Here is a 21,494-nt window from a genome sequence, read left to right as displayed (position 1 = left end):
TTTACCTAGATAGTTCATTTCTCATGAATATCTGGCAAACCAGAATTCAATCTGATTACGTATCTGTATCAGATGAGGAAGAAATCAATGCTTAGGGTGATCTTATTTTTACTGATTAACGGATGAACAATCGTTACTTATTTTTTAGGTTTCTGATTGCCTGTTTACCGTGTTTTGCCGGTACTACATTAGCTCAATCGACCCAGCCAATCAAGATTACATATCCAGAGAGCCGGGCAGTATTTCAGCGGGAGAATGACAACACGGCCACGATTTATCTTTCAGGCAATTATTATCAGGCTGTCGACAGTGTTCAGGCTCGGGTTCAGGCAGAGGTAAGCGGGCAGGGCATTAACACAAACTGGACAACCATCCAGCGGAATCCGCAGGGAGGAGTTTTCCAGGGGTCGCTTCGCGCGCAGGGTGGCTGGTATCGGCTCGAAGTACGAGCCCTGTCGGCCGGGGTCGAACTCGGTACCAGCGAAGTGCGTAAAATTGGAATCGGTGAAGTATTTATCATTACCGGTCAGTCCAATGCGCAGGGTTTTCAGAATTTCGGTGCTCCGGCCGCTGCCGACGATCGAGTGAACTGCGTTACGTTTGATAACACTACGGCCAACTCACTGGGTGACCCACCATCACCTATGTTCCAGCAACTAAGCGCTAGTTCGTTAATTGGCCCCCGTGGCCAGAGCGCCTGGTGCTGGGGCGTTCTGGGCGACCTGATTGCCAAGCAATACAACGTTCCGGTTCTGTTTATCAACACTGCCTGGCAGGCGACTGTTATCAGAAACTGGCGGGAAAGTTCGGAAGGCAAAATCACGAAGAATATTTTTGCGATAGGAACGCCTTACGAAAATTTTCCGGACGGTATGCCTTATGGCAACCTGATCACGGCTCTTCGTTACTATTGTTCTCTGCAGGGACTACGGGCTGTCTTGTGGCAACAGGGGGAAAATGACAATGTACCTCTTAACTCCACTCGTCAGGCCTATGCCGAAGATATGCAGTATCTGGTCAATAAGACCCGCGCCGATACGAAGCGTTACCCCGCCTGGGTACTGGCTCGTTCGTCCTACAACTCGGGAAAGGTAAGCCAGGAGATTATACAGGCTCAGAATGATGTGATCAATACGTATAACAATAACGTTTTTGCTGGTCCTTACACGGACAATATCCAAATTCCACGTTTTGAGGGAGAAGTTCACTTTGGGGGTGATGGTCTCCGGCAGCTTGGTCAGGCCTGGTTCGAAAGTCTGAGTTCGGTCTTTTTTCAGAGTTCGCGGCCGTTACCAGCCTTGGCCCCCCCAACCGTAACGGTTAGCTGTGCCACCAGCAACAATAATCTGACGTTAACGTTGCCAACTTTATACCGCTCCTACAACTGGCGCACGGGACAAACCAGCCGAAGCATCAACGTAAGTGAGTCGGGAATATACCGGGCTGTGCTGAAGGACGAAACAGGTAATACGTATCTGTCTCCTACTGTTGATGTGCAGGGCGCCATTCAGCCAGCAACGCCAGTGATTTCGCTGGCCAATCAGCCAGCTACTCCGGCGGCCGCCCAGCAGCAGATATGCGCTGACTCTGCACTGACTCTGGCGACAACGACGACGGGCACTAGTACAGCTTTCTGGAGCACGAGCGCCGTTGGCAACACCTTACGCATAAACCAAAGCGGTCAGTACAGGGCTCAGGCCATCAACGTATATGGCTGTCGATCGGCCCAGTCGTCTCCCGTTACGCTGACCGTTCGCAGCAAGTTGCCGGCGCCATCTATCGAGCAGATTGGTACGTTTACGCTGCAGGCAGTGTTACCAGTCTCAACAGGTGGTCAGACAGATTTATACGATTGGCGACGTGGCAATGAAATTATTCCGCAGAACAGCGCCGTAGTGAAGGTGGTTGTTACAGCCAACTATTCGGCCCGGACTAAATCAGAGTTCAGTCTCAACAATAACAATCTAACCTGTTATTCTGATTTCAGCGCCCCCAAAGCGTTCACGTTCGATGGCTCCAATGGTGGGTTGAGTATATATCCGAATCCGACAAGTGATGGCGTCGTCACGATTGAAACCATCGAAAACCTGGAGAATGCTGCCGTAACGATCTACTCACTGTCCGGTGCACGTGTTTTTGCCACCCAGGTTCCGATCCTGAACGAACGAAAAGCGCTGGACATTTCTAACCTTTCTCAGGGTGTGTACATCATCCGTGTACAGTCGGCAAGTTTCGATCTATCAAAGCGTCTTATTATCAATCGATAGCTGTTATAATTCACGGAGTAAGCCCCGTAATCGGTTTGATTACGGGGCTTACTATTTAGTACAATTCTAAAGAAAGTAGTCAACATTGTGATACAATGCATTAATTGTATCTTTGAGGTAGTCGTAAATTAGTCCTATAAAAAGTCAGTTATAGCCCTTTTTTATGGCATTTAGCCCTTTTTCGGTCTTCGTTTAGCATGAATACAACTTACTTACCGGCTGACTACTTACCGGTTCTTATTCAACTTGGTTTAGCGCTGGGATTCATCGTCACGACGATGATTGTTACCCACATGATTGGTCCGAAACGCAACAGTCAGAAGAAAGACGACCCATTCGAGTGCGGCATTCCGGTTCAGGGTGATGCTCGAACGCCAATCTCAATCAAGTACTTCCTGATTGCTATTCTTTTCGTTCTGTTCGATGTAGAAGTGATTTTCCTGTATCCCTGGGCCGTCAATTTTAAGGGACTGGGTATGACGGGTTTTATCGAAATGATTTTGTTCATGGGACTTCTCTTGGCGGGCTTCTATTATGTTATCCGAAAAGGGGTCCTGAAATGGGAGTAACTGAATTATAAGGAAGGTTTATCCGTTACTTTATTGGATAATATCATCATTATTTATGGCATCTGATATTAAATTAGTTGAGGGACCTGAGAGTTATAACGGCGCAGGTTTCCAGGCAACTTCTTTCGATAAACTGATTGGTCTGGCGCGGGCGAACTCGCTCTGGCCACTTCCTTTTGCAACCTCCTGCTGCGGTATCGAATTTATGTCGACCATGAGTTCGACCTATGATCTTGCCCGGTTTGGTTCCGAGCGTCCCAGCTTTTCACCACGTCAGGCCGATATGCTCTTGGTAGCCGGTACCATTGCGAAGAAAATGGGCCCTGTCGTTAAGCAGGTGTACCTGCAGATGGCCGAACCCCGTTGGGTGATGGCGATTGGCGCCTGTGCCTCAAGCGGTGGTATTTTCGATACGTACAGCGTTCTGCAGGGAATTGATCGGATCATTCCGGTTGACGTGTACGTACCGGGATGTCCTCCCCGTCCGGAGCAGATTCTGGACGGCGTTATGCAGATTCAGGAATTAGCCAAGAACGAATCATTACGTCGGCGCAATACCGAAGAATACCAGAAGCTGCTGAACTCGTATAACATTCAATAAGAATAGACTCGCTTTGTCTTTTCTGTTCACTTATCCACTAGTTACCCAATGCTGACCAACGAAGAAGTTGCGCAGACAATTATTCAACAGTTCGGCCAATCGGTTAGTGATTTTGACGACCCATACGATCTACTGACGTTCACGGCAGATCGCGACCAGCTTGTTCCGCTTATCACGTATCTGAGGGAGCACAAAACGCTGCAGATTACTTTCCTGACCGACGTTACGGCAATTCATTATCCCGATACGCCGGGCAAGGAATTCTGCGTAGTCTACCATTTGCACAGCCTGGTCAACAATTTCCGGCTTCGTATTAAAGTCTATCTGTCGGATGGCAACGTTCATGTACCGACCATTACCCCGCTTTACGCAGGCGCGAATTGGATGGAACGCGAAACCTTTGATCTTTTCGGTATTATTTTCGATGGTCATCCGGATCTACGTCGCATTCTCAATATGGAGGAGATGGATTACCACCCCATGCTGAAGCAGTATCCGTTGGAGGATGCAACCCGGGAAGATAAAATCGATGCCCTGTTTGGACGATGATAAATTAGCGAATGAGTGATTGAGCGAATTAGCGAATTTATCCGCAGTCACTCAATCACCGCACCGGCGGCCCGGTCATTCGCTCATTCACCAATTGATTATGGTTTCTGAAGAACTTGATATAGCAAATAAGAACGTTCCTGCCAGGAACGATGATACGGGGGTACAGTACGTCAATGAGCTGACTACCCTGAACCTTGGTCCTACGCATCCGGCGACACACGGTATTTTTCAGAACATCCTGCAAATGGATGGAGAGAAAATCGTCTCGAGTGAACAGACGATTGGCTATATCCACCGTGCGTTTGAAAAAATTTCCGAACGGCGGCCGTTCTACCAGATTACGACCCTCACCGACCGGATGAACTACTGTTCGTCGCCCATCAACAACATGGGCTGGCATATGACGGTCGAGAAACTGCTGGGCATCGACATTCCCAAGCGGGCTCAGTACATCCGGGTTATCATGATGGAGTTGGCTCGTATTGCCGATCACATCATCTGCAACGGTATTCTTGGCGTGGATACGGGTGCCTTCACTGGCTTCCTGTACATCTATCAGGAACGCGAATTCATTTACGAGATATACGAAGAAATGTGCGGTGCTCGTCTGACCACCAACATGGGACGTATTGGCGGTATGGAACGCGATCTTTCGCCTACCGCTATTCGTAAGATCAAAGAATTTCTGGCGCGTTTCCCCAAGGTGCTACGCGAGTTTGAGAACCTGTTCAACCGCAACCGGATTTTCATGGATCGTGTGGTTAACGTTGGCGGAATTTCGGCCGAACGTGCGTTGAACTACGGCTTCACCGGTCCTAATCTACGGGCAGCGGGTGTTGACTACGATGTACGGGTTATGAATCCATACTCCTCCTATCAGGATTTCGAATTCGACATTCCCGTCGGGCAGAGTGGTGATACGTACGACCGGTTCATGGTTCGCAACGAAGAAATGTGGCAGAGCATGCGCATCATTCAGCAGGCTATGGATAACCTGCCGGAAGGCTCCTATTACGCCGATGCGCCACAATATTACCTGCCGCCCAAGCAGGAAGTGTATAAAAACATGGAAGCGTTGATCTATCACTTCAAGATTGTGATGGGCGAAATCGATGCTCCCGTTGGCGAGGTGTACCACGCGGTAGAAGGCGGTAACGGCGAACTAGGCTTTTACCTGATCAGTGATGGTGGTCGTGCGCCTTACCGGCTGCATTTCCGTCGTCCTTGCTTCATCTACTACCAAGCATATCCAGAAATGTGTAAGGGGCTGACCCTGTCCGACGCCATCGTTATCATGAGTAGCATGAACGTAATCGCGGGAGAGCTGGACGCGTAACTCGGCTGAACCATTATGACTACTGAAACAAATCCCCCCGTACAGTTTACGCCGGACCGACTGACGAAAGCACAGGAAATTATTGCTCGTTATCCGGAGGGCCGGCAAAAATCAGCATTGCTCCCCCTGTTGCACTTGTTGCAGGAACAGGAAGGCTGGACCAGCCCGGAAGGTATGGATTACGTTGCCCGGATGCTGGATATTCAACCAATCGAGGTATATGAGGTAGCTACGTTCTATACCATGTACCACCTCGATCCGGTTGGCAAACACGTTATCGAATATTGCCGAACGGGCCCTTGCTGCCTGATGGGTGGCGAAGACGTATTGGCTCACCTGAAACAGCGGCTTGGCATCGAAACCGGCCAGACAACTGTAGAGGGCCAATTTACCCTGAAAGAAGTTGAATGTCTGGCAGCCTGCGGCATGGGTCCTGTGTTCCAGATTCGGGAAAAATACTACATGCACCTGACCAACGAGCGGGTGGATGAAATCATCGACGAGCTGTCAAAATAATCCGTCATGGCTACCAAAATCTTAACCGAACATATCAACGTTCCCGGTATCGAGACATTCGATGTCTACCGGAAACAGGGCGGTTATACCGCTGTCGAAAAGGCGTTGAAAACCATGACGCCCGATGAAATTGTTGAAGAAGTAAAGAAAGCGGGCGTCCGGGGTCGTGGCGGTGCCGGTTTCCCTATGGGTATGAAATGGAGCTTTCTGGCTAAACCAGAAGGCGTTCCCCGTTATCTCGTCTGCAACGCCGATGAGTCAGAACCTGGCACGTTCAAAGACCATTATTTGATGAAAAATCTCCCTCACTTGTTGATTGAGGGGATGATCGTTTCATCGTATGCACTGGGCGCCAATAAATCGTTCATCTACGTTCGTGGTGAATTGATGTACGTAATTCATATTCTGGAGAAAGCCATTGCTGAAGCAACAGCGAAAGGATTTCTGGGAAAAAATATTCTGGGTACCGGCTATGATCTGGAGCTGATCGTTCAGCCGGGTGGTGGCGCTTACATCTGTGGCGAAGAAACTGCTTTGCTTGAATCGCTGGAAGGCAAACGGGGAAACCCACGTAATAAACCTCCGTTCCCGGCGGTAAAAGGTCTCTACCAGAGCCCAACCGTAGTCAATAACGTAGAGTCAATTGCCACTACCTCCTGGATCGTGAACAACGGTGGTGACGCCTATGCAGCCATCGGAATCGGACGTAGCACTGGTACCAAACTGATTTCGGCATCGGGGCACCTCAAGCGCCCTGGCGTTTACGAGATTGAGCTGGGCGTTCCAGTCGAAGATTTCATTTACGCTGACGAATGGTGCCAGGGCATCCGGCCGGGCCATAAGTTCAAAGCCTTAGTGGCGGGTGGCTCTTCCGTCCCTATTCTACCTGCTAATCTGGCGCTGACGCTGGAAAACGGCGATAAGCGGCTGATGTCGTATGAGTCGCTATCGGAAGGTGGGTTCAAAACGGGGACAATGCTGGGTTCTGGTGGCTTTATCGTTTTCGATGAAACTGCCTGTATCGTACGTAACACCTGGAATTTCTCACGCTTCTATCACCACGAGTCGTGTGGACAGTGTAGCCCCTGCCGCGAAGGAACGGGCTGGATGGAAAAAGTATTACACCGGATTGAGTACGGCCACGGCCATCAGCAGGATATCGATCTACTGGTTGACGTAGCACGTCGGATTGAGGGAAATACCATTTGTCCCTTGGGTGATGCTGCGGCCTGGCCGGTTGCCAGTGCTATTCGTCACTTCCGTGATGAATTTGAGTGGCATATTACAAATCCTCAGGAAGCAACCCAGCCCGGAGCTGTTTACCGGGGTGAGATGGCGCTTGTTTAAGCTAGCGTCCTCGAAAATCAATTGATTTGTTAAACGGTTGAATGCCGTTCTATACATATGGAAGATACCAAGCCACAGTTGTTAAAAGTTACCATTGACGGGATTGAGGTAGAAGTTGAGCCGGGTACGACCATTCTGCAGGCTGCCCGAAAAATCGGTCCTGAGGTTGCTCCGCCGGCCATGTGCTATTATCAGCCGCTGAAAGGTAGTGGCGGTAAATGCCGGGCCTGCCTGGTTCGGGTAGCCGCTGGCTCAGCCAAAGATCCGCGGCCAATGCCTAAACTGGTTGCTTCCTGCCTGACTGGCGTTCAGGATGGTATGGTTGTCGAAAATACAACGAACCCACAGGTGGTCGATGCTCGCAACGGTATCGTCGAATTCCTGCTTTTGAATCATCCACTCGACTGCCCTGTCTGCGACCAGGCAGGCGAGTGCGATCTGCAAAACTTTGCCTTCGATCATGGTAAAGTGACGACACGGTACGAAGAAGACCGGCGTACGTTCGAGAAAAAAGACATCGGGCCGTACATTCAGTTGCACATGACTCGGTGCATTCTTTGCTACCGTTGTGTATATACGGCGGATCAGATTACCGAAAAACGCGTCCATGGAGTACTGGGCCGGGGCGACGCTGCTGAGATTGGTACGTATATCGAAAAGGCCATCGATAACGATTTCTCGGGTAACGTCATTGACGTCTGCCCCGTTGGCGCGCTGACGGATAAAACGTACCGGTTTAAAAATCGGGTATGGTTCTCGAAACCCGTCGATGCCCACCGCGATTGCCCAACCTGCTCCGGCAAGGTAACGCTTTGGTATCGTGGCGAAGACGTTATTCGGGTGACAGCCCGAAAAAACGAGTGGAATGAAGTAACGGAGTTCATCTGTAACACCTGCCGGTTCGACACCAAGAAAACGAGCGACTGGATAATCGAAGGACCAACCAAGATTGCTCGCAGTTCGGTTATTTCGGCGAACAAATACCGAGCCGATGCCATTAAGCCATCGTTCGGTCAACGACTGGCCGCTGCCGAATACAAACCGATTCACGACGAGCGTGATACGTCCCAGTTGGGTATTCAGTAACTCCCCCCCGAGCGGTTCGCCAAGGTACTGCCCTCTGCCATGGAGCCCGAACCCTGAATCGATTAAGTAGACCGTATTGAATGCTTAGTTAACGAGCACACATATCATGGATTTAACCATATTATTAGTAAAAGGAATCATTATCCTGGTCATCTTCGGGGTAACGCTTCTGATAGCCACGTACTCGACTTACGCCGAACGTAAAGTCGCGGGTTTTCTGCAGGATCGGCTGGGACCAAACCGGGCTGGCCCCTGGGGTTTACTGCAGCCGATTGCGGATGCGGGTAAAATGTTCTTCAAAGAAGACTTTATCCCGTCGCAAGCGAACAAGTGGCTGTTCATTCTGGGTCCGTCGCTGGCCATGCTGACGGCATTGATGTCAAGCGCGGTTATCCCGTTTGGTGATAGCATTAAGTTTGGCGACTATACAGTTCCCCTGCAGGCCATTGAAATCAACATTGGCGTCCTCTACATTTTTGGGGTAGTTTCCCTTGGCGTGTATGGCATCATGGTTGGTGGCTGGGCATCCAACAATAAGTTTTCACTGCTGGGAGCTATTCGGGCAGCGTCGCAAAACATCAGCTACGAGATTGCCTTAGGGCTTTCGATGATCGCCATTCTGATGATGACAGGTTCGTTATCGGTTCGGGCCATTGTCGATCAGCAGGCTACGTTCTTTGAGTGGAATATTTTCACACAGCCGCTGGGCTTTATTATCTTCCTGACGTGTGCCTTCGCGGAGTGTAACCGGACGCCATTTGACCTACCCGAATGTGAAACGGAACTGGTTGGTGGTTATCATACTGAATATAGTTCGATGAAGTTGGGCTTATACCTGTTCTCGGAATATACCAACATGTTCGTTTCGTCGGCCTTTATTTCGGCGCTGTATTTCGGCGGCTTTCATTACCCCTTCATGAATGAAGTGAGCAATGCACTAACTAATTCACTGGGTGCTGTTGCCGGTCATAACGTAGCAACGGCTATCGGAACGGTTCTATTCTTCGGTAAAATATTCTTCTTCATTTTCTTCTTTATGTGGGTACGGTGGACGATTCCGCGTTTCCGCTACGACCAGTTAATGAATTTGGGCTGGAAAATGCTGATTCCATTGTCGATCCTGAACATTATCGTTACCGGTGGTGGTCTGCTGTTCAACTTCCCGTACGCAAGCTGGTTAATTGTACTTGTTATGGTCGTGCTGGCGGTTATGTCGACAGCCCGCGCCCCAAAACGGCAAATGGTTCCTCAGCAGTCCTAAGCCAGATGCCTGACGGAAATTAACGTTCGTCAGATCAAACGACTTGACAACTATGTCTCTAACGAATCGGTCAAAACAGGTTAGCAACAAAGAAATGACGCTGGCGGAGAAGATGTATCTTCCCGCTGTAGCGCAGGGGCTGGCCATTACAATAAAACACTTCTTTAAGAAGAAACCAACGATCCAGTATCCGGAAGTAAAACGGTATCTGGGCCCGGTCTATCGTGGTCACCACGTCCTGAAGCGTGACGAGCAAGGCCGCGAGCGTTGTACGGCCTGCGGTCTGTGTGCCGTTGCCTGTCCTGCCGAGGCCATTTCGATGGTGGCGGCAGAGCGAAAAAAAGGCGAAGAAACGCTCTACCGCGAAGAGAAGTACGCAGCGGTTTACGAAATCAATATGCTACGCTGCATCTTCTGCGGCCTATGCGAAGAGGCCTGCCCAAAACAGGCTGTTTACCTCCGTCACGACCGCATGGTTCCTGTTTTTGTGGAGCGGGACGAGGTTATTTACGGCAAAGATCGGCTGGTCGAGAAAATGGACGATCGGTACGTTCGGATAGCGAACTCAGAAGTAAAAGCAACGCCGACCGAACCAAGTTTAACCCGTGCGGCAACCTAGCGTTCGACATCACGCATCGATATATTAACGTGTCGATGCGTGATCATTACCTGCCGACCTATTTTACGAAAACAATGACTGAATTTTTTACCTTTCTTAAGTCGCTGAATGCCACGGGCTACCTTTTCCTTGCCCTGACGGTCATTACGCTTATCTGCGCGATTGGTGTCGTCACGGCCCGCAACCCGATCTACAGCGTTCTCTCGCTTATTGCTACGTTTTTCTGCCTGTCTGGTCATTACGTATTGCTGAATGCTCAGTTCCTGGCAGCGGTAAATATCATCGTCTATGCCGGGGCGATTATGGTCTTGTTCCTCTTCACCATCATGTTTCTGAACCTGCGTAAGGAAGATGAAGATTCGAAAACAAACCTGACCAAGATTATTTCTGTTGTAGCCGGTGGCCTATTGATGGTCATGCTTATCACTATTTTCCGGGCGCAAAGTGCGAAGGTTCCGCTCTATAATCGGACGAATTTCAGCACGGAAACGGGTTTGGTCGAGAATCTTGGTCGGTTGCTGTACAGCGACTACATCCTTCCATTCGAACTTGTTTCCGTTCTATTTCTGGTGGCCATGGTTGGCTCGGTTATGCTCGGGAAACGCGAAGCTGGCGACCGCCATTTCTAGTAGAAACACTTGCTTACTATATGCAAGAAGCCGCTTCAAAGCGGCTTCTTGCATTATGATTAAATCAAATTTTAGCTGGCGACTTTGCAGGTAGTATGCTTGCATACTATTTATCCCTATCTTGTGTAATTATTCCAGTAGAAACTTAGTTATTGCAGTGGTAATACTGTAAAAGCAACTCTTACCGATTACGTATGGATGCATATATTGTTGCCGGATACCGTACTGCAGTGGGTAAAGCCCCACGCGGAGGCCTTCGTTTTACCCGCCCCGACGACATGGCCGCGGAGGTTATCAAACACCTCATGGCGCAGGTTCCTGGCTTTGATCCCGCCCGGGTTGACGATTTGATTGTGGGTAACGCGGTGCCCGAAGCGGAGCAAGGCATGCAGATTGCCCGGTACATTGCGCTGCTGTCGCTTCCTCAGAGCGTACCAGGAATGACGATCAACCGGTATTGTGGTTCAGGGCTGGAAGCAATTGCCATTGCTTCCGCTAAAATTCATGCTGGCCTGGCCGATTGTATTATCGCAGGTGGCACGGAGTCGATGTCGCTTGTACCCGTAATGGGCTGGAAAACGGCGCTGAATTATGAAATTGCCAAAACGCATCCCGACTATTACATTGGTATGGGCTTGACTGCCGAGCAGGTTGCCCAGCAATTTAATATCAGCCGGGACGCGCAGGACGAATTTGCCTTTGCGTCGCACCAGAAAGCATTGGCGGCCCAGCAGGAAGGCAAGTTTGCTGATGAGATTGTACCAATTGACGTGAGCGAAACTTACTTCGATACCGATAGCGGGAAGAAAAAAACTCGTAGCTGGACGGTTGCTCAGGATGAAGGCCCCCGCAAAGACACCAGCGCCGAAGGCCTGTCTCGGCTGAAACCCGTATTTGCCGCTGGGGGCTCTGTGACCGCTGGAAACTCCTCACAAACTTCGGATGGAGCCGCTTTTGTACTAGTCATGTCCGAACGGCTCGTTAACGAGCTAAATCTGAAACCTGTCGCCCGGATGGTGTCCTACGCAACGGCTGGCGTCGAACCCCGTATCATGGGTATCGGTCCCGTAGCGGCTATTCCAATCGCTTTGAAAAAAGCGGGATTGAAACAGAATGATCTCGAACAGATTGAACTGAACGAAGCGTTTGCCGCTCAGTCGCTGGCCGTCATTCAGGAACTCGGTCTCGATCCAAGCATTATCAATCCGAATGGTGGTGCCATTGCTCTTGGGCATGCACTAGGATCGACCGGTGCACGCCTGTCGGTTCAGTTGCTGAACGAAATGAAACGACGTGATCAGAAATACGGTATGGTTTCCGCCTGCGTAGGTGGTGGCCAGGGTGTAGCTGGGATCTTCGAGCGGCTTAACTAGTTTAAAACGCGGCAGAGTCGGTCATTCGGCTCTGCCGCGTTTACTATTTCTGTGGTGGGCTCACCAGAAGCCTTTGCCCGACTGAGAGGGTATAATTCTTGAGGCTGTTCCATCGCATTACGTTCTCCACGCTGACTTTATTAATCAGCGCCACCCGATACACGGTCTGTCCTGGCTGAACAACGTGATACTTACCTGCTGTTGACGTAGTAGGAACTGGCGTATCCCAACCGTCATTTTTAGCTAACCCCGCTGGTGAGGGCTTAATCACTTTGGGTTTGGCAACTGGCTTTGTTATCGGTTTTTCGATCATGCCCACAATCAACTCCTGCCCAATTTCTATTGGAACATTCACCGCCAGATTATTCCATTTACTGAGCTGAGCCAGGGTAACACCGTACTGCTTTGCCAAACCGGATAACGTTTGGCCCGGCGTTACGATATGTAACTTCAGCGTATTATCGATAATCTTCATGTTATCGGGCGACACGGCTGGCGTAGCTGCTGGCTTCGTCACGATAACCGCCACATCGTCGACCGGCTTTGTCACATGTACCTTTACGGAATCAACCAGTGGTTTCTGAGTAGCAGCGACCGGTGGCGCTTTTATAACTGTATCGGCTAGAATAGGCGCTGATTCGTAGTTAACCGGCGGAATTTCAGCCGGTACTTTCTGATACTCAACGGGCCGGTTACGAGGACGTTTCTTCTGCATCCAGATAATTCGTCCGACTTGCACCCGCTGCGTAGAGACAATATCATTAAACTTCAACAATGACTCCAGCTGAACGCCGTAGATGTCAGATATATCCCGCAGCGTTTCGTTACGTTGGACAACGTGGAATGGTACCTTCGCCCGCTTCGCCTTCTTCTCCAGATAGTAGATCTGCCCCGGACGGATTACATCGCGGTCGCTCAGACTGTTATAGTCAAGAAACGTTTCGGGTTTAATCTTCCCGTAATAAGACAGCGTAATTATATTGTCGCAGGGCTGAGCCTGTACACCTAGTCGCTCATTAATTCCGTAAAAAACAGCCGCCGACCGCATACCGACCGATTCCTGCGGCAACCGGACGAGTGTGGGAAAACCAATGTCCGACTTACGTTCCGATGATGTCTGCCACCGTTCCTCGGCCCGCCCTTTAATTTTAGGAAACTCATCGGGGGCCACGCGAACAAGTACAGGGTAATCTTTATCAACAGGAATCGTCTTTGATTTCAACCAGTTGTTAAACGGCTTGAATCGATCTTCAGGCAGTTGAAGTCGATCAGCAATGGACCGGATACTTTGTCCGCCACTGGTGCGGTATTCATAAATCAGGTAAGTTACTGCCGGAATCATAACAGGCTCCTCGCGTTCGAAAGCAATTTTCCGGGCTAGTATTTTCCACATAAGTGGGGGACTCTGTGGGTCAAGAACCAGGTATACAGAGCTGTTTTTAGCAGGGGCCTGGCTTGGGGCATTGGTATCGCGCAGGTAATTCAACAACGTGGCTACGTAGTTACCGGAGGTTACGCGCAACTGACTCAGCCGGGTAGCTACTGGCTCGGTAGCTAGAACAGGATGATAGCGCTCATCGACCCGGTCGTTAATGCGTAGCCGTAGACCCAGCGCCCTCTGGGGGGTCAGCCCCCAATACGCCGACGACGTATCGTTCGCAAACGGCAGCACCGCATACCGATAGTCGACTGGTAACTGGCGGCTGGTAAGGAGCGGTTGCACCAACGGCGAAAGCTGGCGTAAAGATTCTATCTCCTGCCGCAATACGCTACGATTAGCATAAATCCGGCTCACCTCCTGTTGGACCTGTAGCCGTCCCTGCTCATTCAGGTGAATTGTTACGTCAGCGAAGTTAATGTCAAAAGGTACTTCAGGAATTGACTGACCTGCCGCCCGCCAGCTATACAGCAGCAACAGGCAAAGTACAAGCACCGGCGTCGATGCGCTTGTTTTACTCATCGTGGATAGTTTAGCAAGTGGACGGTGGTCAAAAATACTACTATTTACTGTCACTCCTGATAATTGTAATTGTTTGGCTCTGGATGAGTAGTTTAATAACGTGTAACCTGGGTTTTATTGGCGGATATTTATAAGCGCAACCCTATTTTCACAACAAAAAATTTAGCTTTCAACCATCAACAAATATTATTAGTATGCTTGCATACTATCTTTATATTCAGTTTATTTGTTACAATTAGTATGCATGCATAATACTAAATACAGCTATGACTGCGACCGAACCCAAAGCATCGATTACAGGCGGGGAGTTTCTGATTAAAGAAACCGAAGCCTCTCAAGTCTTTATTCCTGAAGAATTTACTGAAGAACAGCAAATGATTGCGGCTACCTGCCGCGAGTTTCTCGCTCGGGAAATCCTTCCCCGGCTGGACGAAATCGACACCGCCAAGTCCCCTGAGCTCATTTCCTCACTGATGGACAAAGCGGGGGAACTAGGTCTGCTGGGCACCTCTGTTCCGGCCGAATATGAGGGCTTCGGTATGAATTTCAATACGTCCATGCTGGTTGCCGAAGCTACGGGCGCGGGGCATTCATTTTCCGTTGCCTTGTCAGCCCACACGGGTATTGGTACGTTGCCAATCGTTTACTACGGCAACGAAGAACAGAAAGCAAAATACCTACCAAAGCTGGCCTCGGGCGAATGGAAAGCCGCTTACTGCCTGACAGAACCCGATTCTGGCTCGGATGCCAACTCGGGTAAAACGAAAGCGACTTTGAGCGCCGATGGTAGACACTACGTACTGAACGGTCAGAAAATGTGGATAACCAATGGTGGTTTTGCTGACGTTTACATCGTTTTTACTAAAATCATCGACGAAAATGGCCAGGCTGACAAAAATCTGACCGCATTCATTGTTGACCGGTCGTTCGAGGGCATTACCATGAACGAGCCGGAGCATAAAATGGGTATCAAAGGTTCTGATACTCGGCAGATTTTCTTCAACGATGTGCAAGTCCCCGCCGAGAATATGTTATCAGAACGGGGTAATGGTTTTAAAATAGCGGTCAACATCCTGAACATCGGTCGGATCAAACTGGGTATTGCCGCTATTGGCGGAGCTAAAGCAGTAGCCGCCGATGCCATCCGGTACGCTAACGAACGTAAGCAGTTCAAAACGCCGATCTCGCAGTTTGGTGCCATCAAGCATAAACTGGCCGAGATGGCCGTAAAAATCTACGCGTCGGAAACAGCCTGCTACCGGGCGGGTCAGAACATTGATGACCTTATTGAAGACCTGAAAAGCAAGGGCGTAGATGATTCCTCAGCCAAGCTGAAAGCGCTGGAGCAGTTTGCCATTGAATGTGCCATTATGAAGGTTCACGGCTCCGAAGCACTGGACTACGTCGTTGATGAAGGCGTTCAGGTGTACGGCGGCATGGGCTATTCCGCCGACGCACCTATGGATCGGAGCTACCGCGATGCTCGCATCAATCGAATTTTTGAAGGTACGAATGAGATCAACCGCATGCTGATCGTCGACATGCTGTTGAAGCGGGCCATGAAAGGGGAACTGAACCTGATGGAACCCGCAATGGCCGTTGCCAAGGAGATAATGTCTATCCCAGATTTCAACATGGATGAGGAGGAAGGCATTTTCATTGCGGAGAAAAAAGTCCTGCGGAACCTGAAAAAAGCGGCTTTGATGGTTGCTGGCGCAGCGGTACAGAAGTTTATGATGAATCTATCCAGTGAGCAGGAGATCCTGATGAATATCGCCGATATGGTCATCGAAATTTATGCCGCCGAGTCCGTTCTGCTACGTGTCGAAAAGCTAACGGGTATCAAAGGGGAAGCTGCCGTTGAGCTGCAAACGCAGCTAGCGCTGGTTTATCTGCACGAAGCTGTTGAAAAAGTAAATAATGCCGGACGGGCAGCGATTACTTCGTTCGCCGACGGGGACGAACTGCGGGGTATGCTGATGGGCCTCAAACGTTTCACGAAAATTGAGCCGATGAATCTTAAAGAAGCCCGTCGTGCCATCGCCGATGCCATGATTGCTGAAAATAAGTACATTTTCTAGTTTGGTAACTTACAGGTAGGTACATGTTTCCTACCGTTTGCTCAAACATATGTACGAGCAAGAAATCCCCTTCGATCTGTTCTAAGCTTATCGAAGGGGATTTCTATTTAATTAAGCACCTCTATGTCAATTAATTAACACAGGAGGGTATTTATTATTTTCTTACTGGGTACTATTAGCCGATAAATAAAGCGGCTTTCCTCTGGTTTGTACACTGAGCTTGGGGCGCATTATTTTGCGTCATGTTTTACATTAACTATTTAGGCTCAATGAAAAATCTTCACTACAAAATTCTGCTTTTTTTCTTACTGGTTGCCAGCACACAATCATTCGCTCAGATGGCCATTGACAAAGGCACGAAATTCGTCAACCTGGGTATTGGTGTAGGGGGTTATGGTTATTATACAGGCGGAGGAGGCATCGGTCTCAATGCCGGTCTCGATTTTGGCATAGCCCCAAACATTACCGTAGGTGCACTCGCCGGCTATCGAAGCTATGGCAGCATAGCAGCTATTAATTCTACCTATCGATACAGCTCATTTGACATTGGTGCTCGGGGTTCTTATCACTTCAACGAATTACTCAGTCTTGCTAATGACAAAATAGACTTGTACGCCGGTCTGGGTATTTCCTATTTCTCGTTCTCTTACGGTGGTTTTGCAGACACTTATGGTACTGTCTATGTACCTATCCATGTGGGTGGCCGTTACCTTTTCAGCGAGAGGCTTGGTGCCTTCGCTGAACTAAACTCAAGCCTTGCTACGCTGAAACTCGGCCTTACTCTTAAGTTTTAATAGAACTTACGCAAACAGAAATGGGCGTTCGAGTAATTCGAACGCCCATTTCTGTTTGCAACTCTTACCGTCACTTACACAATTGCGTCAATCAGTGCTGTCACCAGCGAAACGATAATACTAAAGAATAGAGCCGCGAAGAAACCACTGACGGCAAACCCGCTGACCAGCGAGGCTGCCAGATAAACCATCAATACGTTGATGACCAGCAGAAACAGCCCCAGTGTTATAATCGTGATGGGAATTGTCAGGATCGTCAGAATTGGCTTGATGAATGCGTTCAGCAGACCAAGCACAATGGCAACAATAAGATACGTACCGACACCCCCTGTTACAGTAACGCCTGGTACAAATAGACTGGCGACGTAAACCGCCACCGCGCTAATTAAAATGCGTATGATTAAACCCATTGTCGTTGAGGTTTGTAGTGAATTGATAAGCTTCAAAATCACGAACCCCAAACCACAACCTAATGTTTATCAAAGTCTTTATTTTGCGTGGCGACCCTTCAGAACGGCCACAATATCATCCAGATCAAGGTTTTTCTGCTCCAGAAGCACCAAAAAGTGGAAGAGTAGATCGGCCGCTTCTCCTTTGAACAGGTCGTCGTTATCGTCCTTCGCTTCAATTACTAATTCGACGGCTTCTTCCCCTACTTTCTGCGCGATTTTATTCACTCCCCGACCGAATAGCGAAGCGGTGTATGACTTATCCGACGGATTCATTTTTCGGTCGTGAATAACGCCCTGCAGGTAATTCAGGAATTGGCCCTGCCCCCGATTTACTTCCTCAAAACAGGTATCGGCACCAGTATGGCAGGTTGGCCCGGCTGGGCGAGCTTTAACCAGGAGTGTATCGCCATCGCAGTCCACCAGCAGATTTTCTACGTGCAGGAAATTATTGGACGTTTCACCTTTGGTCCAAAGCCGCTGCTTGCTCCGGCTGAAGAACGTAACAACATTTTCTGCTACGGTTTTGTCGTACGCTTCCCGGTTCATATACCCCAGCATCAGCACTTTCCCCGTCTCAGCATCCTGGATGACAGCGGGAATGAGCCCATCGGGCGATTTATCGAAGTTAATCTCATTCATGGGTGCAAAGGTAGTTGGCTACGCCCGAATCGTCTTAACAAAGGCGCTAATGCTTTCGGGCGAGGTTCCCTGCTTCTCCAGATGGCGAATAAATGCGCTGCCTACGATAGCTCCATTGGCGTACTGACTAGCGGTGTCGAACGTTTCGTGGTTATTGATACCGAAACCAATCAGGCGAGGGTTCCGCAGGTTCATTTCCTGAATACGTTCGAAGTAACCACGCATTGGATCACTGATCCCGCTAACCGAACCCGTAATACTAGCCGACGATACCATGTAGATGAACCCGTCTGATTCTTCATCAATAAATCGAATACGTTCGTCAGAGGTTTGTGGCGTAATCAGGTGGACGTTGAGAATACCGTACTTCCGGAAAGTCTCAGCGTATTCATCAAGATACAGATACAGCGGCAGATCAGGCAGAATTACGCCGTCAACGCCAACGGCCTGGCACATTCGGCAGAAGTTATCGATACCGAACTGCAACACAGGGTTAATATAACCCATCAACAGAATTGGTACCGTAATTTCCTGGCGGCAGTCAGCCAGCTGCGCAAACAGCGCTTTTAACGACATGCCGTTGTCCAATGCTACGCCATTGCTTTGCTGAATGGTTTCGCCGTCGGCTACCGGATCAGAGTAAGGCATACCGATTTCTACCAGATCAACACCGGCCGCCTGCAAACCACGCAGAACAGTCATAGTGTCATCTAATTTGGGGAAACCGGCGGTAAAATATACGTTCAGTAATCGCTCGTTCTTTTGCGAGAAAAGATCCGTAATGCGATTCTGGGTGATTGCTGTAGTCATAGGTGGTCAATTGCCGCGCTCACGATCATCGGTTTGTAGCAACATAACCACTGATCTGACTGATTACGAACGACTATAAGTGTTTGGAATACGTACTCAAATCTTTGTCGCCCCGGCCCGACAGGCAGAGAACGACAACGTCTTCAGCCTGAAGATTCATCTTGGACAAAGCCGCCAGCGCATGTGCCGATTCGAGTGCCGGAATGATACCCTCCAATTTGCTCAACTGAAAACCAGCCGCCAGTGCTTCGTCGTCAGTAATGGCGTAGAAGTCGCCCCGACCCGAATCGAACAGGTGCGCGTGCAATGGACCGATACCCGGATAATCCAGCCCCGCCGAAATCGAGTAGGGTTCTGTTACCTGACCATCTTCGGTTTGCATCAGAATGGTACGGCTACCATGTAGTACGCCCGGTTTACCAAGTGCTGTCGTCGCAGCCGAGTGCCCTGACGTAACGCCCTGACCGGCGGCCTCTGCAGCTACCAGCCGCACGGATGGCTCATTCAGAAAATGGTAGAAAGCGCCAGCGGCATTACTTCCTCCACCTACACAGGCAACCATGTAATCGGGTGTTTCTTTCCCCGTTTTTTCAGCCAGTTGCTTCCGGACTTCCTGTGAGATGACCGACTGAAAGCGGGCGACCATGTCCGGGTACGGGTGCGGGCCAACCACTGAGCCAATGATGTAATGTGTATCGATGGGATTGTTGATCCAATGCCGCATGGCTTCATTGGTAGCATCTTTCAGGGTTTGACTACCAGATTTAGCAGCCACAACCGTAGCCCCCAGCATCCGCATGCGGTCAACGTTGGGTTTCTGGCGTTCCATATCGATGGCGCCCATGTATACGATGCACTCCAGGCCCATCAGTGCGCATACCGTTGCCGTAGCAACGCCATGCTGACCAGCGCCGGTTTCGGCTACAATCCGTTTCTTGCCAAGCCGCTGCGCGACCAGGATCTGACCTATCGTGTTGTTGATCTTGTGCGCACCGGTATGACACAGATCTTCCCGCTTCAGGTAGATAGTCGCCCCGAACTCCGCTGACAGCCGCTTAGCCAGAAACAGTGGTGTAGGTCGGCCAACGTAATCTTCCAGCAGCTGCCAGAACTCAGTCTGAAACGTCGGGGCAGCAATAATGTCCAGGTAGCTCTGGCGAAGCTCTTCAACGTTTGGATAAAGCATTTCTGGAATGAAAGCCCCACCAAAACGGCCGTAAAAACCTTTATCGGATACCTCAAACGAGGTTGTTTGTTCAATGGTAGTCTGCATAAAACTTAATGCTTAACTAATTGCAGCCCTAAAGCAGGCAAATGATCAAAGTCGTTGTCGGTTGTGTATAGCTCTAAATCCAGATACAAAGCGGTAGCAGCAATCCAGATGTCGTTTTTCCCCATGTTCCGGGCGGAAGTGCGCAATGGAACTGATTGAAGTTTACCCTGACTGAAAGCGTCTATTTCGGCGTATCGATTAACCATTGCTGGTTCGATATCAACTATCGGGTGTCGTCCGACCAAGTACCGCATGAACTCTACTTTTTGCAATCCCCAGTCCGCCTTTAAAGCAAAAGCCTCTAACTCGGCAACCACAATAATAGGAATAAGGGTAGTAGCTGGTGGTAAAGTCCGTTCACGTATATGACCGATCAGAAGATTTGTATCGTAAATCATACAGCACCTTTATCTCCCTCAGCTAGTAATTCATCCATCCTTCGGTTTTCAGCTTCAGTAAAATCAGGAAACTCACGCAAAAATGGCTCTTTAACAGCAGTTGCCTCAAGGAAACGCTCCACTCCCCAGCGTTTTATATCACTGGGTTTATAGACGTTTAACTGCCCCTTTTTCATTGGAGGAATTTCGTCGTCAATAAGCTTCGTTGTTTCCATAAAAGCGCCGGTTTTCGTTTACTAGCTTAACACAACTATTCGTCCAGTAGTTGTCCTACTATTACGCTGTTTCCTCTTCCTCTTCGATCGGGCGCAGACGATTAATCAGCTCTTTCACTTTCGTCACATCCTTAACCCCCGGCTCAACTTCAACCTGACTGTTGACATCCACTCCGTAGAGTTTCATGCCTTTCAGCGCATCCAGTTGATCGAGGTTATCCAGACCAATGCCGCCACTGATGAAGAAGGGTTTTTCATTGTCGTACCGACTCAAAATACTCCAGTCGAACGTAATCCCATTGCCGCCGGGCTGATCGCCTTTTGCATCGAAGAGAAAGAAATCGCACTGGGCTTTGTAGTTGTTCAGCATCGAGAAATTGAACGACTCATCGACCCGGAATGCCTTAATGATGTTAATTCCCCGGTTGCGCAGGCTCCGGCAGTAGTCGGGGGTTTCATTACCGTGTAACTGTACGTACTGAAAATCAAATTTCTTGACCATCCGCAAAATGAACTCTGGGCTGGCGTTAACAAAGACGCCTACTTTCCGAATGGAGCGGGGTAGGCTCTTTACCGCTTCTTCGTCAAGATCGTCGCCGACGTACCGGGGCGACTTGTCGAAGAAAATAAACCCAACAAAATCAGGATGCAGGGCGGCAATTTCTTTTAAGTTATCGGTATCCCGCAAACCGCATACTTTGATTTTCATGACTGTA

The 21,494-nt window shown here is 49.5% G+C and carries 22 protein-coding genes; 14 read left to right on the top strand and 8 right to left on the bottom strand.

Annotated elements, in window-relative coordinates; genetic code table 11:
* The first annotated feature begins 122 nt into the window (after positions 1-122).
* The 12 genes from HU175_RS03970 (at position 123) to HU175_RS03915 (ending at position 12,156) form a co-directional block, all read left to right on the top strand.
* Positions 123-2,267 (top strand): T9SS type A sorting domain-containing protein, encoded by a 2,145-nt coding sequence (locus tag HU175_RS03970; RefSeq protein WP_176565354.1) that lies wholly within the window; start codon positions 123-125, stop codon positions 2,265-2,267.
* Positions 2,268-2,464: 197 nt separating this feature from the next.
* Positions 2,465-2,836 carry an NADH-quinone oxidoreductase subunit A gene (locus HU175_RS03965; protein ID WP_176565353.1) on the top strand — a complete coding sequence of 124 codons (372 nt, stop codon included), beginning with the start codon at positions 2,465-2,467 and terminating at the stop codon, positions 2,834-2,836.
* 55 nt (positions 2,837-2,891) lie between these two features.
* Entirely contained in the window at positions 2,892-3,437 is a 546-nt protein-coding gene (locus HU175_RS03960) for an NADH-quinone oxidoreductase subunit B (RefSeq protein ID WP_176565352.1), read from the top strand.
* Between the two features lie 48 nt (positions 3,438-3,485).
* Positions 3,486-3,986: an NADH-quinone oxidoreductase subunit C gene (locus tag HU175_RS03955; RefSeq protein WP_176565351.1), complete on the top strand. Its 501-nt coding sequence runs from the start codon at positions 3,486-3,488 to the stop codon at positions 3,984-3,986.
* A 100-nt stretch (positions 3,987-4,086) separates the two neighbouring features.
* Positions 4,087-5,325, top strand: coding sequence for an NADH dehydrogenase (quinone) subunit D (nuoD, locus tag HU175_RS03950; RefSeq protein WP_176565350.1), 1,239 nt, complete (start codon positions 4,087-4,089; stop codon positions 5,323-5,325).
* Positions 5,326-5,340: 15 nt separating this feature from the next.
* Entirely contained in the window at positions 5,341-5,841 is a 501-nt protein-coding gene (gene nuoE, locus HU175_RS03945) for a complex I 24 kDa subunit family protein (RefSeq protein ID WP_176565349.1), read from the top strand.
* A 6-nt stretch (positions 5,842-5,847) separates the two neighbouring features.
* Positions 5,848-7,188 (top strand): NADH-quinone oxidoreductase subunit NuoF, encoded by a 1,341-nt coding sequence (nuoF, locus tag HU175_RS03940; protein WP_176565348.1) that lies wholly within the window; start codon positions 5,848-5,850, stop codon positions 7,186-7,188.
* A 57-nt stretch (positions 7,189-7,245) separates the two neighbouring features.
* The gene (locus tag HU175_RS03935) at positions 7,246-8,274 is read left to right on the top strand and encodes a 2Fe-2S iron-sulfur cluster-binding protein (RefSeq protein ID WP_176565347.1); all 1,029 of its coding nucleotides are present in this window, start codon (positions 7,246-7,248) and stop codon (positions 8,272-8,274) included.
* Between the two features lie 106 nt (positions 8,275-8,380).
* Positions 8,381-9,535, top strand: a complete 1,155-nt coding sequence (gene nuoH / locus HU175_RS03930) for an NADH-quinone oxidoreductase subunit NuoH (RefSeq protein ID WP_176565346.1) — start codon at positions 8,381-8,383, stop codon at positions 9,533-9,535.
* A gap of 52 nt (positions 9,536-9,587) precedes the next feature.
* On the top strand, positions 9,588-10,154 hold the full coding sequence (locus HU175_RS03925) for a NuoI/complex I 23 kDa subunit family protein (RefSeq protein WP_176565345.1): 567 nt from the start codon (positions 9,588-9,590) through the stop codon (positions 10,152-10,154).
* A gap of 74 nt (positions 10,155-10,228) precedes the next feature.
* Positions 10,229-10,783, top strand: coding sequence for an NADH-quinone oxidoreductase subunit J (locus HU175_RS03920; RefSeq protein ID WP_176565344.1), 555 nt, complete (start codon positions 10,229-10,231; stop codon positions 10,781-10,783).
* Positions 10,784-10,977: 194 nt separating this feature from the next.
* Complete coding sequence (locus tag HU175_RS03915) at positions 10,978-12,156, top strand: acetyl-CoA C-acyltransferase (protein WP_176565343.1); 1,179 nt, start codon at positions 10,978-10,980, stop codon at positions 12,154-12,156.
* Positions 12,157-12,199: 43 nt separating this feature from the next.
* Here the strand turns inward: HU175_RS03915 and HU175_RS03910 are convergent, their stop codons facing one another.
* Positions 12,200-14,116, bottom strand: a complete 1,917-nt coding sequence (locus HU175_RS03910) for a LysM peptidoglycan-binding domain-containing protein (protein WP_176565342.1) — start codon at positions 14,114-14,116, stop codon at positions 12,200-12,202.
* Positions 14,117-14,382: 266 nt separating this feature from the next.
* On the opposite strand from HU175_RS03910, the gene HU175_RS03905 reads away from it, so the two are divergent.
* Both HU175_RS03905 and HU175_RS03900 read left to right on the top strand, forming a co-directional pair.
* Positions 14,383-16,197, top strand: coding sequence for an acyl-CoA dehydrogenase family protein (locus tag HU175_RS03905; RefSeq protein ID WP_176565341.1), 1,815 nt, complete (start codon positions 14,383-14,385; stop codon positions 16,195-16,197).
* A gap of 269 nt (positions 16,198-16,466) precedes the next feature.
* Positions 16,467-16,991: a hypothetical protein gene (locus HU175_RS03900; protein WP_176565340.1), complete on the top strand. Its 525-nt coding sequence runs from the start codon at positions 16,467-16,469 to the stop codon at positions 16,989-16,991.
* 74 nt (positions 16,992-17,065) lie between these two features.
* Here the strand turns inward: HU175_RS03900 and HU175_RS03895 are convergent, their stop codons facing one another.
* From HU175_RS03895 to HU175_RS03865, 7 genes are all read right to left on the bottom strand, one after another.
* On the bottom strand, positions 17,066-17,401 hold the full coding sequence (locus HU175_RS03895) for a phage holin family protein (protein ID WP_176565339.1): 336 nt from the start codon (positions 17,399-17,401) through the stop codon (positions 17,066-17,068).
* A gap of 78 nt (positions 17,402-17,479) precedes the next feature.
* A complete protein-coding gene (gene hisIE / locus HU175_RS03890) occupies positions 17,480-18,082 on the bottom strand; it encodes a bifunctional phosphoribosyl-AMP cyclohydrolase/phosphoribosyl-ATP diphosphatase HisIE (protein WP_176565338.1) in 603 nt (200 codons plus the stop codon).
* An 18-nt stretch (positions 18,083-18,100) separates the two neighbouring features.
* Complete coding sequence (gene trpA, locus HU175_RS03885; RefSeq protein ID WP_176565337.1) at positions 18,101-18,892, bottom strand: tryptophan synthase subunit alpha; 792 nt, start codon at positions 18,890-18,892, stop codon at positions 18,101-18,103.
* Positions 18,893-18,965: 73 nt separating this feature from the next.
* The gene (gene trpB, locus HU175_RS03880; protein ID WP_176565336.1) at positions 18,966-20,165 is read right to left on the bottom strand and encodes a tryptophan synthase subunit beta; all 1,200 of its coding nucleotides are present in this window, start codon (positions 20,163-20,165) and stop codon (positions 18,966-18,968) included.
* A 5-nt stretch (positions 20,166-20,170) separates the two neighbouring features.
* The gene (locus tag HU175_RS03875; protein ID WP_176565335.1) at positions 20,171-20,563 is read right to left on the bottom strand and encodes a type II toxin-antitoxin system VapC family toxin; all 393 of its coding nucleotides are present in this window, start codon (positions 20,561-20,563) and stop codon (positions 20,171-20,173) included.
* Positions 20,560-20,778 (bottom strand): hypothetical protein, encoded by a 219-nt coding sequence (locus HU175_RS03870; RefSeq protein WP_176565334.1) that lies wholly within the window; start codon positions 20,776-20,778, stop codon positions 20,560-20,562. The genes HU175_RS03875 and HU175_RS03870 overlap by 4 nt, the downstream gene beginning before the upstream one ends.
* 61 nt (positions 20,779-20,839) lie before the next feature.
* The gene (locus HU175_RS03865; RefSeq protein WP_176565333.1) at positions 20,840-21,487 is read right to left on the bottom strand and encodes a phosphoribosylanthranilate isomerase; all 648 of its coding nucleotides are present in this window, start codon (positions 21,485-21,487) and stop codon (positions 20,840-20,842) included.
* Positions 21,488-21,494: the final 7 nt, after the last annotated feature.

Source organism: Spirosoma sp. KUDC1026 (assembly GCF_013375035.1).
Classification (GTDB): domain Bacteria; phylum Bacteroidota; class Bacteroidia; order Cytophagales; family Spirosomataceae; genus Spirosoma.
Note: the sequence above shows the minus strand (reverse complement) of the source record. Positions and strands in the feature narration are given on the sequence as shown.

Bases quoted from the DNA above. Each gene is read 5' to 3' on its own strand.
- trpB (WP_176565336.1), bottom strand. From the start codon at position 20,165: ATGCAGACTACCATTGAACAAACAACCTCGTTTGAGGTATCCGATAAA.
- HU175_RS03865 (WP_176565333.1), bottom strand. From the start codon at position 21,487: ATGAAAATCAAAGTATGCGGTTTGCGGGATACCGATAACTTAAAAGAA.
- HU175_RS03870 (WP_176565334.1), bottom strand. From the start codon at position 20,778: ATGGAAACAACGAAGCTTATTGACGACGAAATTCCTCCAATGAAAAAG.
- HU175_RS03895 (WP_176565339.1), bottom strand. From the start codon at position 17,401: ATGGGTTTAATCATACGCATTTTAATTAGCGCGGTGGCGGTTTACGTC.
- trpA (WP_176565337.1), bottom strand. From the start codon at position 18,892: ATGACTACAGCAATCACCCAGAATCGCATTACGGATCTTTTCTCGCAA.
- nuoE (WP_176565349.1), top strand. From the start codon at position 5,341: ATGACTACTGAAACAAATCCCCCCGTACAGTTTACGCCGGACCGACTG.
- HU175_RS03970 (WP_176565354.1), top strand. From the start codon at position 123: ATGAACAATCGTTACTTATTTTTTAGGTTTCTGATTGCCTGTTTACCG.
- HU175_RS03875 (WP_176565335.1), bottom strand. From the start codon at position 20,563: ATGATTTACGATACAAATCTTCTGATCGGTCATATACGTGAACGGACT.
- HU175_RS03900 (WP_176565340.1), top strand. From the start codon at position 16,467: ATGAAAAATCTTCACTACAAAATTCTGCTTTTTTTCTTACTGGTTGCC.
- nuoD (WP_176565350.1), top strand. From the start codon at position 4,087: ATGGTTTCTGAAGAACTTGATATAGCAAATAAGAACGTTCCTGCCAGG.
- nuoF (WP_176565348.1), top strand. From the start codon at position 5,848: ATGGCTACCAAAATCTTAACCGAACATATCAACGTTCCCGGTATCGAG.
- HU175_RS03905 (WP_176565341.1), top strand. From the start codon at position 14,383: ATGACTGCGACCGAACCCAAAGCATCGATTACAGGCGGGGAGTTTCTG.
- HU175_RS03920 (WP_176565344.1), top strand. From the start codon at position 10,229: ATGACTGAATTTTTTACCTTTCTTAAGTCGCTGAATGCCACGGGCTAC.
- HU175_RS03935 (WP_176565347.1), top strand. From the start codon at position 7,246: ATGGAAGATACCAAGCCACAGTTGTTAAAAGTTACCATTGACGGGATT.
- HU175_RS03915 (WP_176565343.1), top strand. From the start codon at position 10,978: ATGGATGCATATATTGTTGCCGGATACCGTACTGCAGTGGGTAAAGCC.
- HU175_RS03965 (WP_176565353.1), top strand. From the start codon at position 2,465: ATGAATACAACTTACTTACCGGCTGACTACTTACCGGTTCTTATTCAA.
- HU175_RS03910 (WP_176565342.1), bottom strand. From the start codon at position 14,116: ATGAGTAAAACAAGCGCATCGACGCCGGTGCTTGTACTTTGCCTGTTG.
- nuoH (WP_176565346.1), top strand. From the start codon at position 8,381: ATGGATTTAACCATATTATTAGTAAAAGGAATCATTATCCTGGTCATC.
- HU175_RS03960 (WP_176565352.1), top strand. From the start codon at position 2,892: ATGGCATCTGATATTAAATTAGTTGAGGGACCTGAGAGTTATAACGGC.
- HU175_RS03925 (WP_176565345.1), top strand. From the start codon at position 9,588: ATGTCTCTAACGAATCGGTCAAAACAGGTTAGCAACAAAGAAATGACG.
- HU175_RS03955 (WP_176565351.1), top strand. From the start codon at position 3,486: ATGCTGACCAACGAAGAAGTTGCGCAGACAATTATTCAACAGTTCGGC.
- hisIE (WP_176565338.1), bottom strand. From the start codon at position 18,082: ATGAATGAGATTAACTTCGATAAATCGCCCGATGGGCTCATTCCCGCT.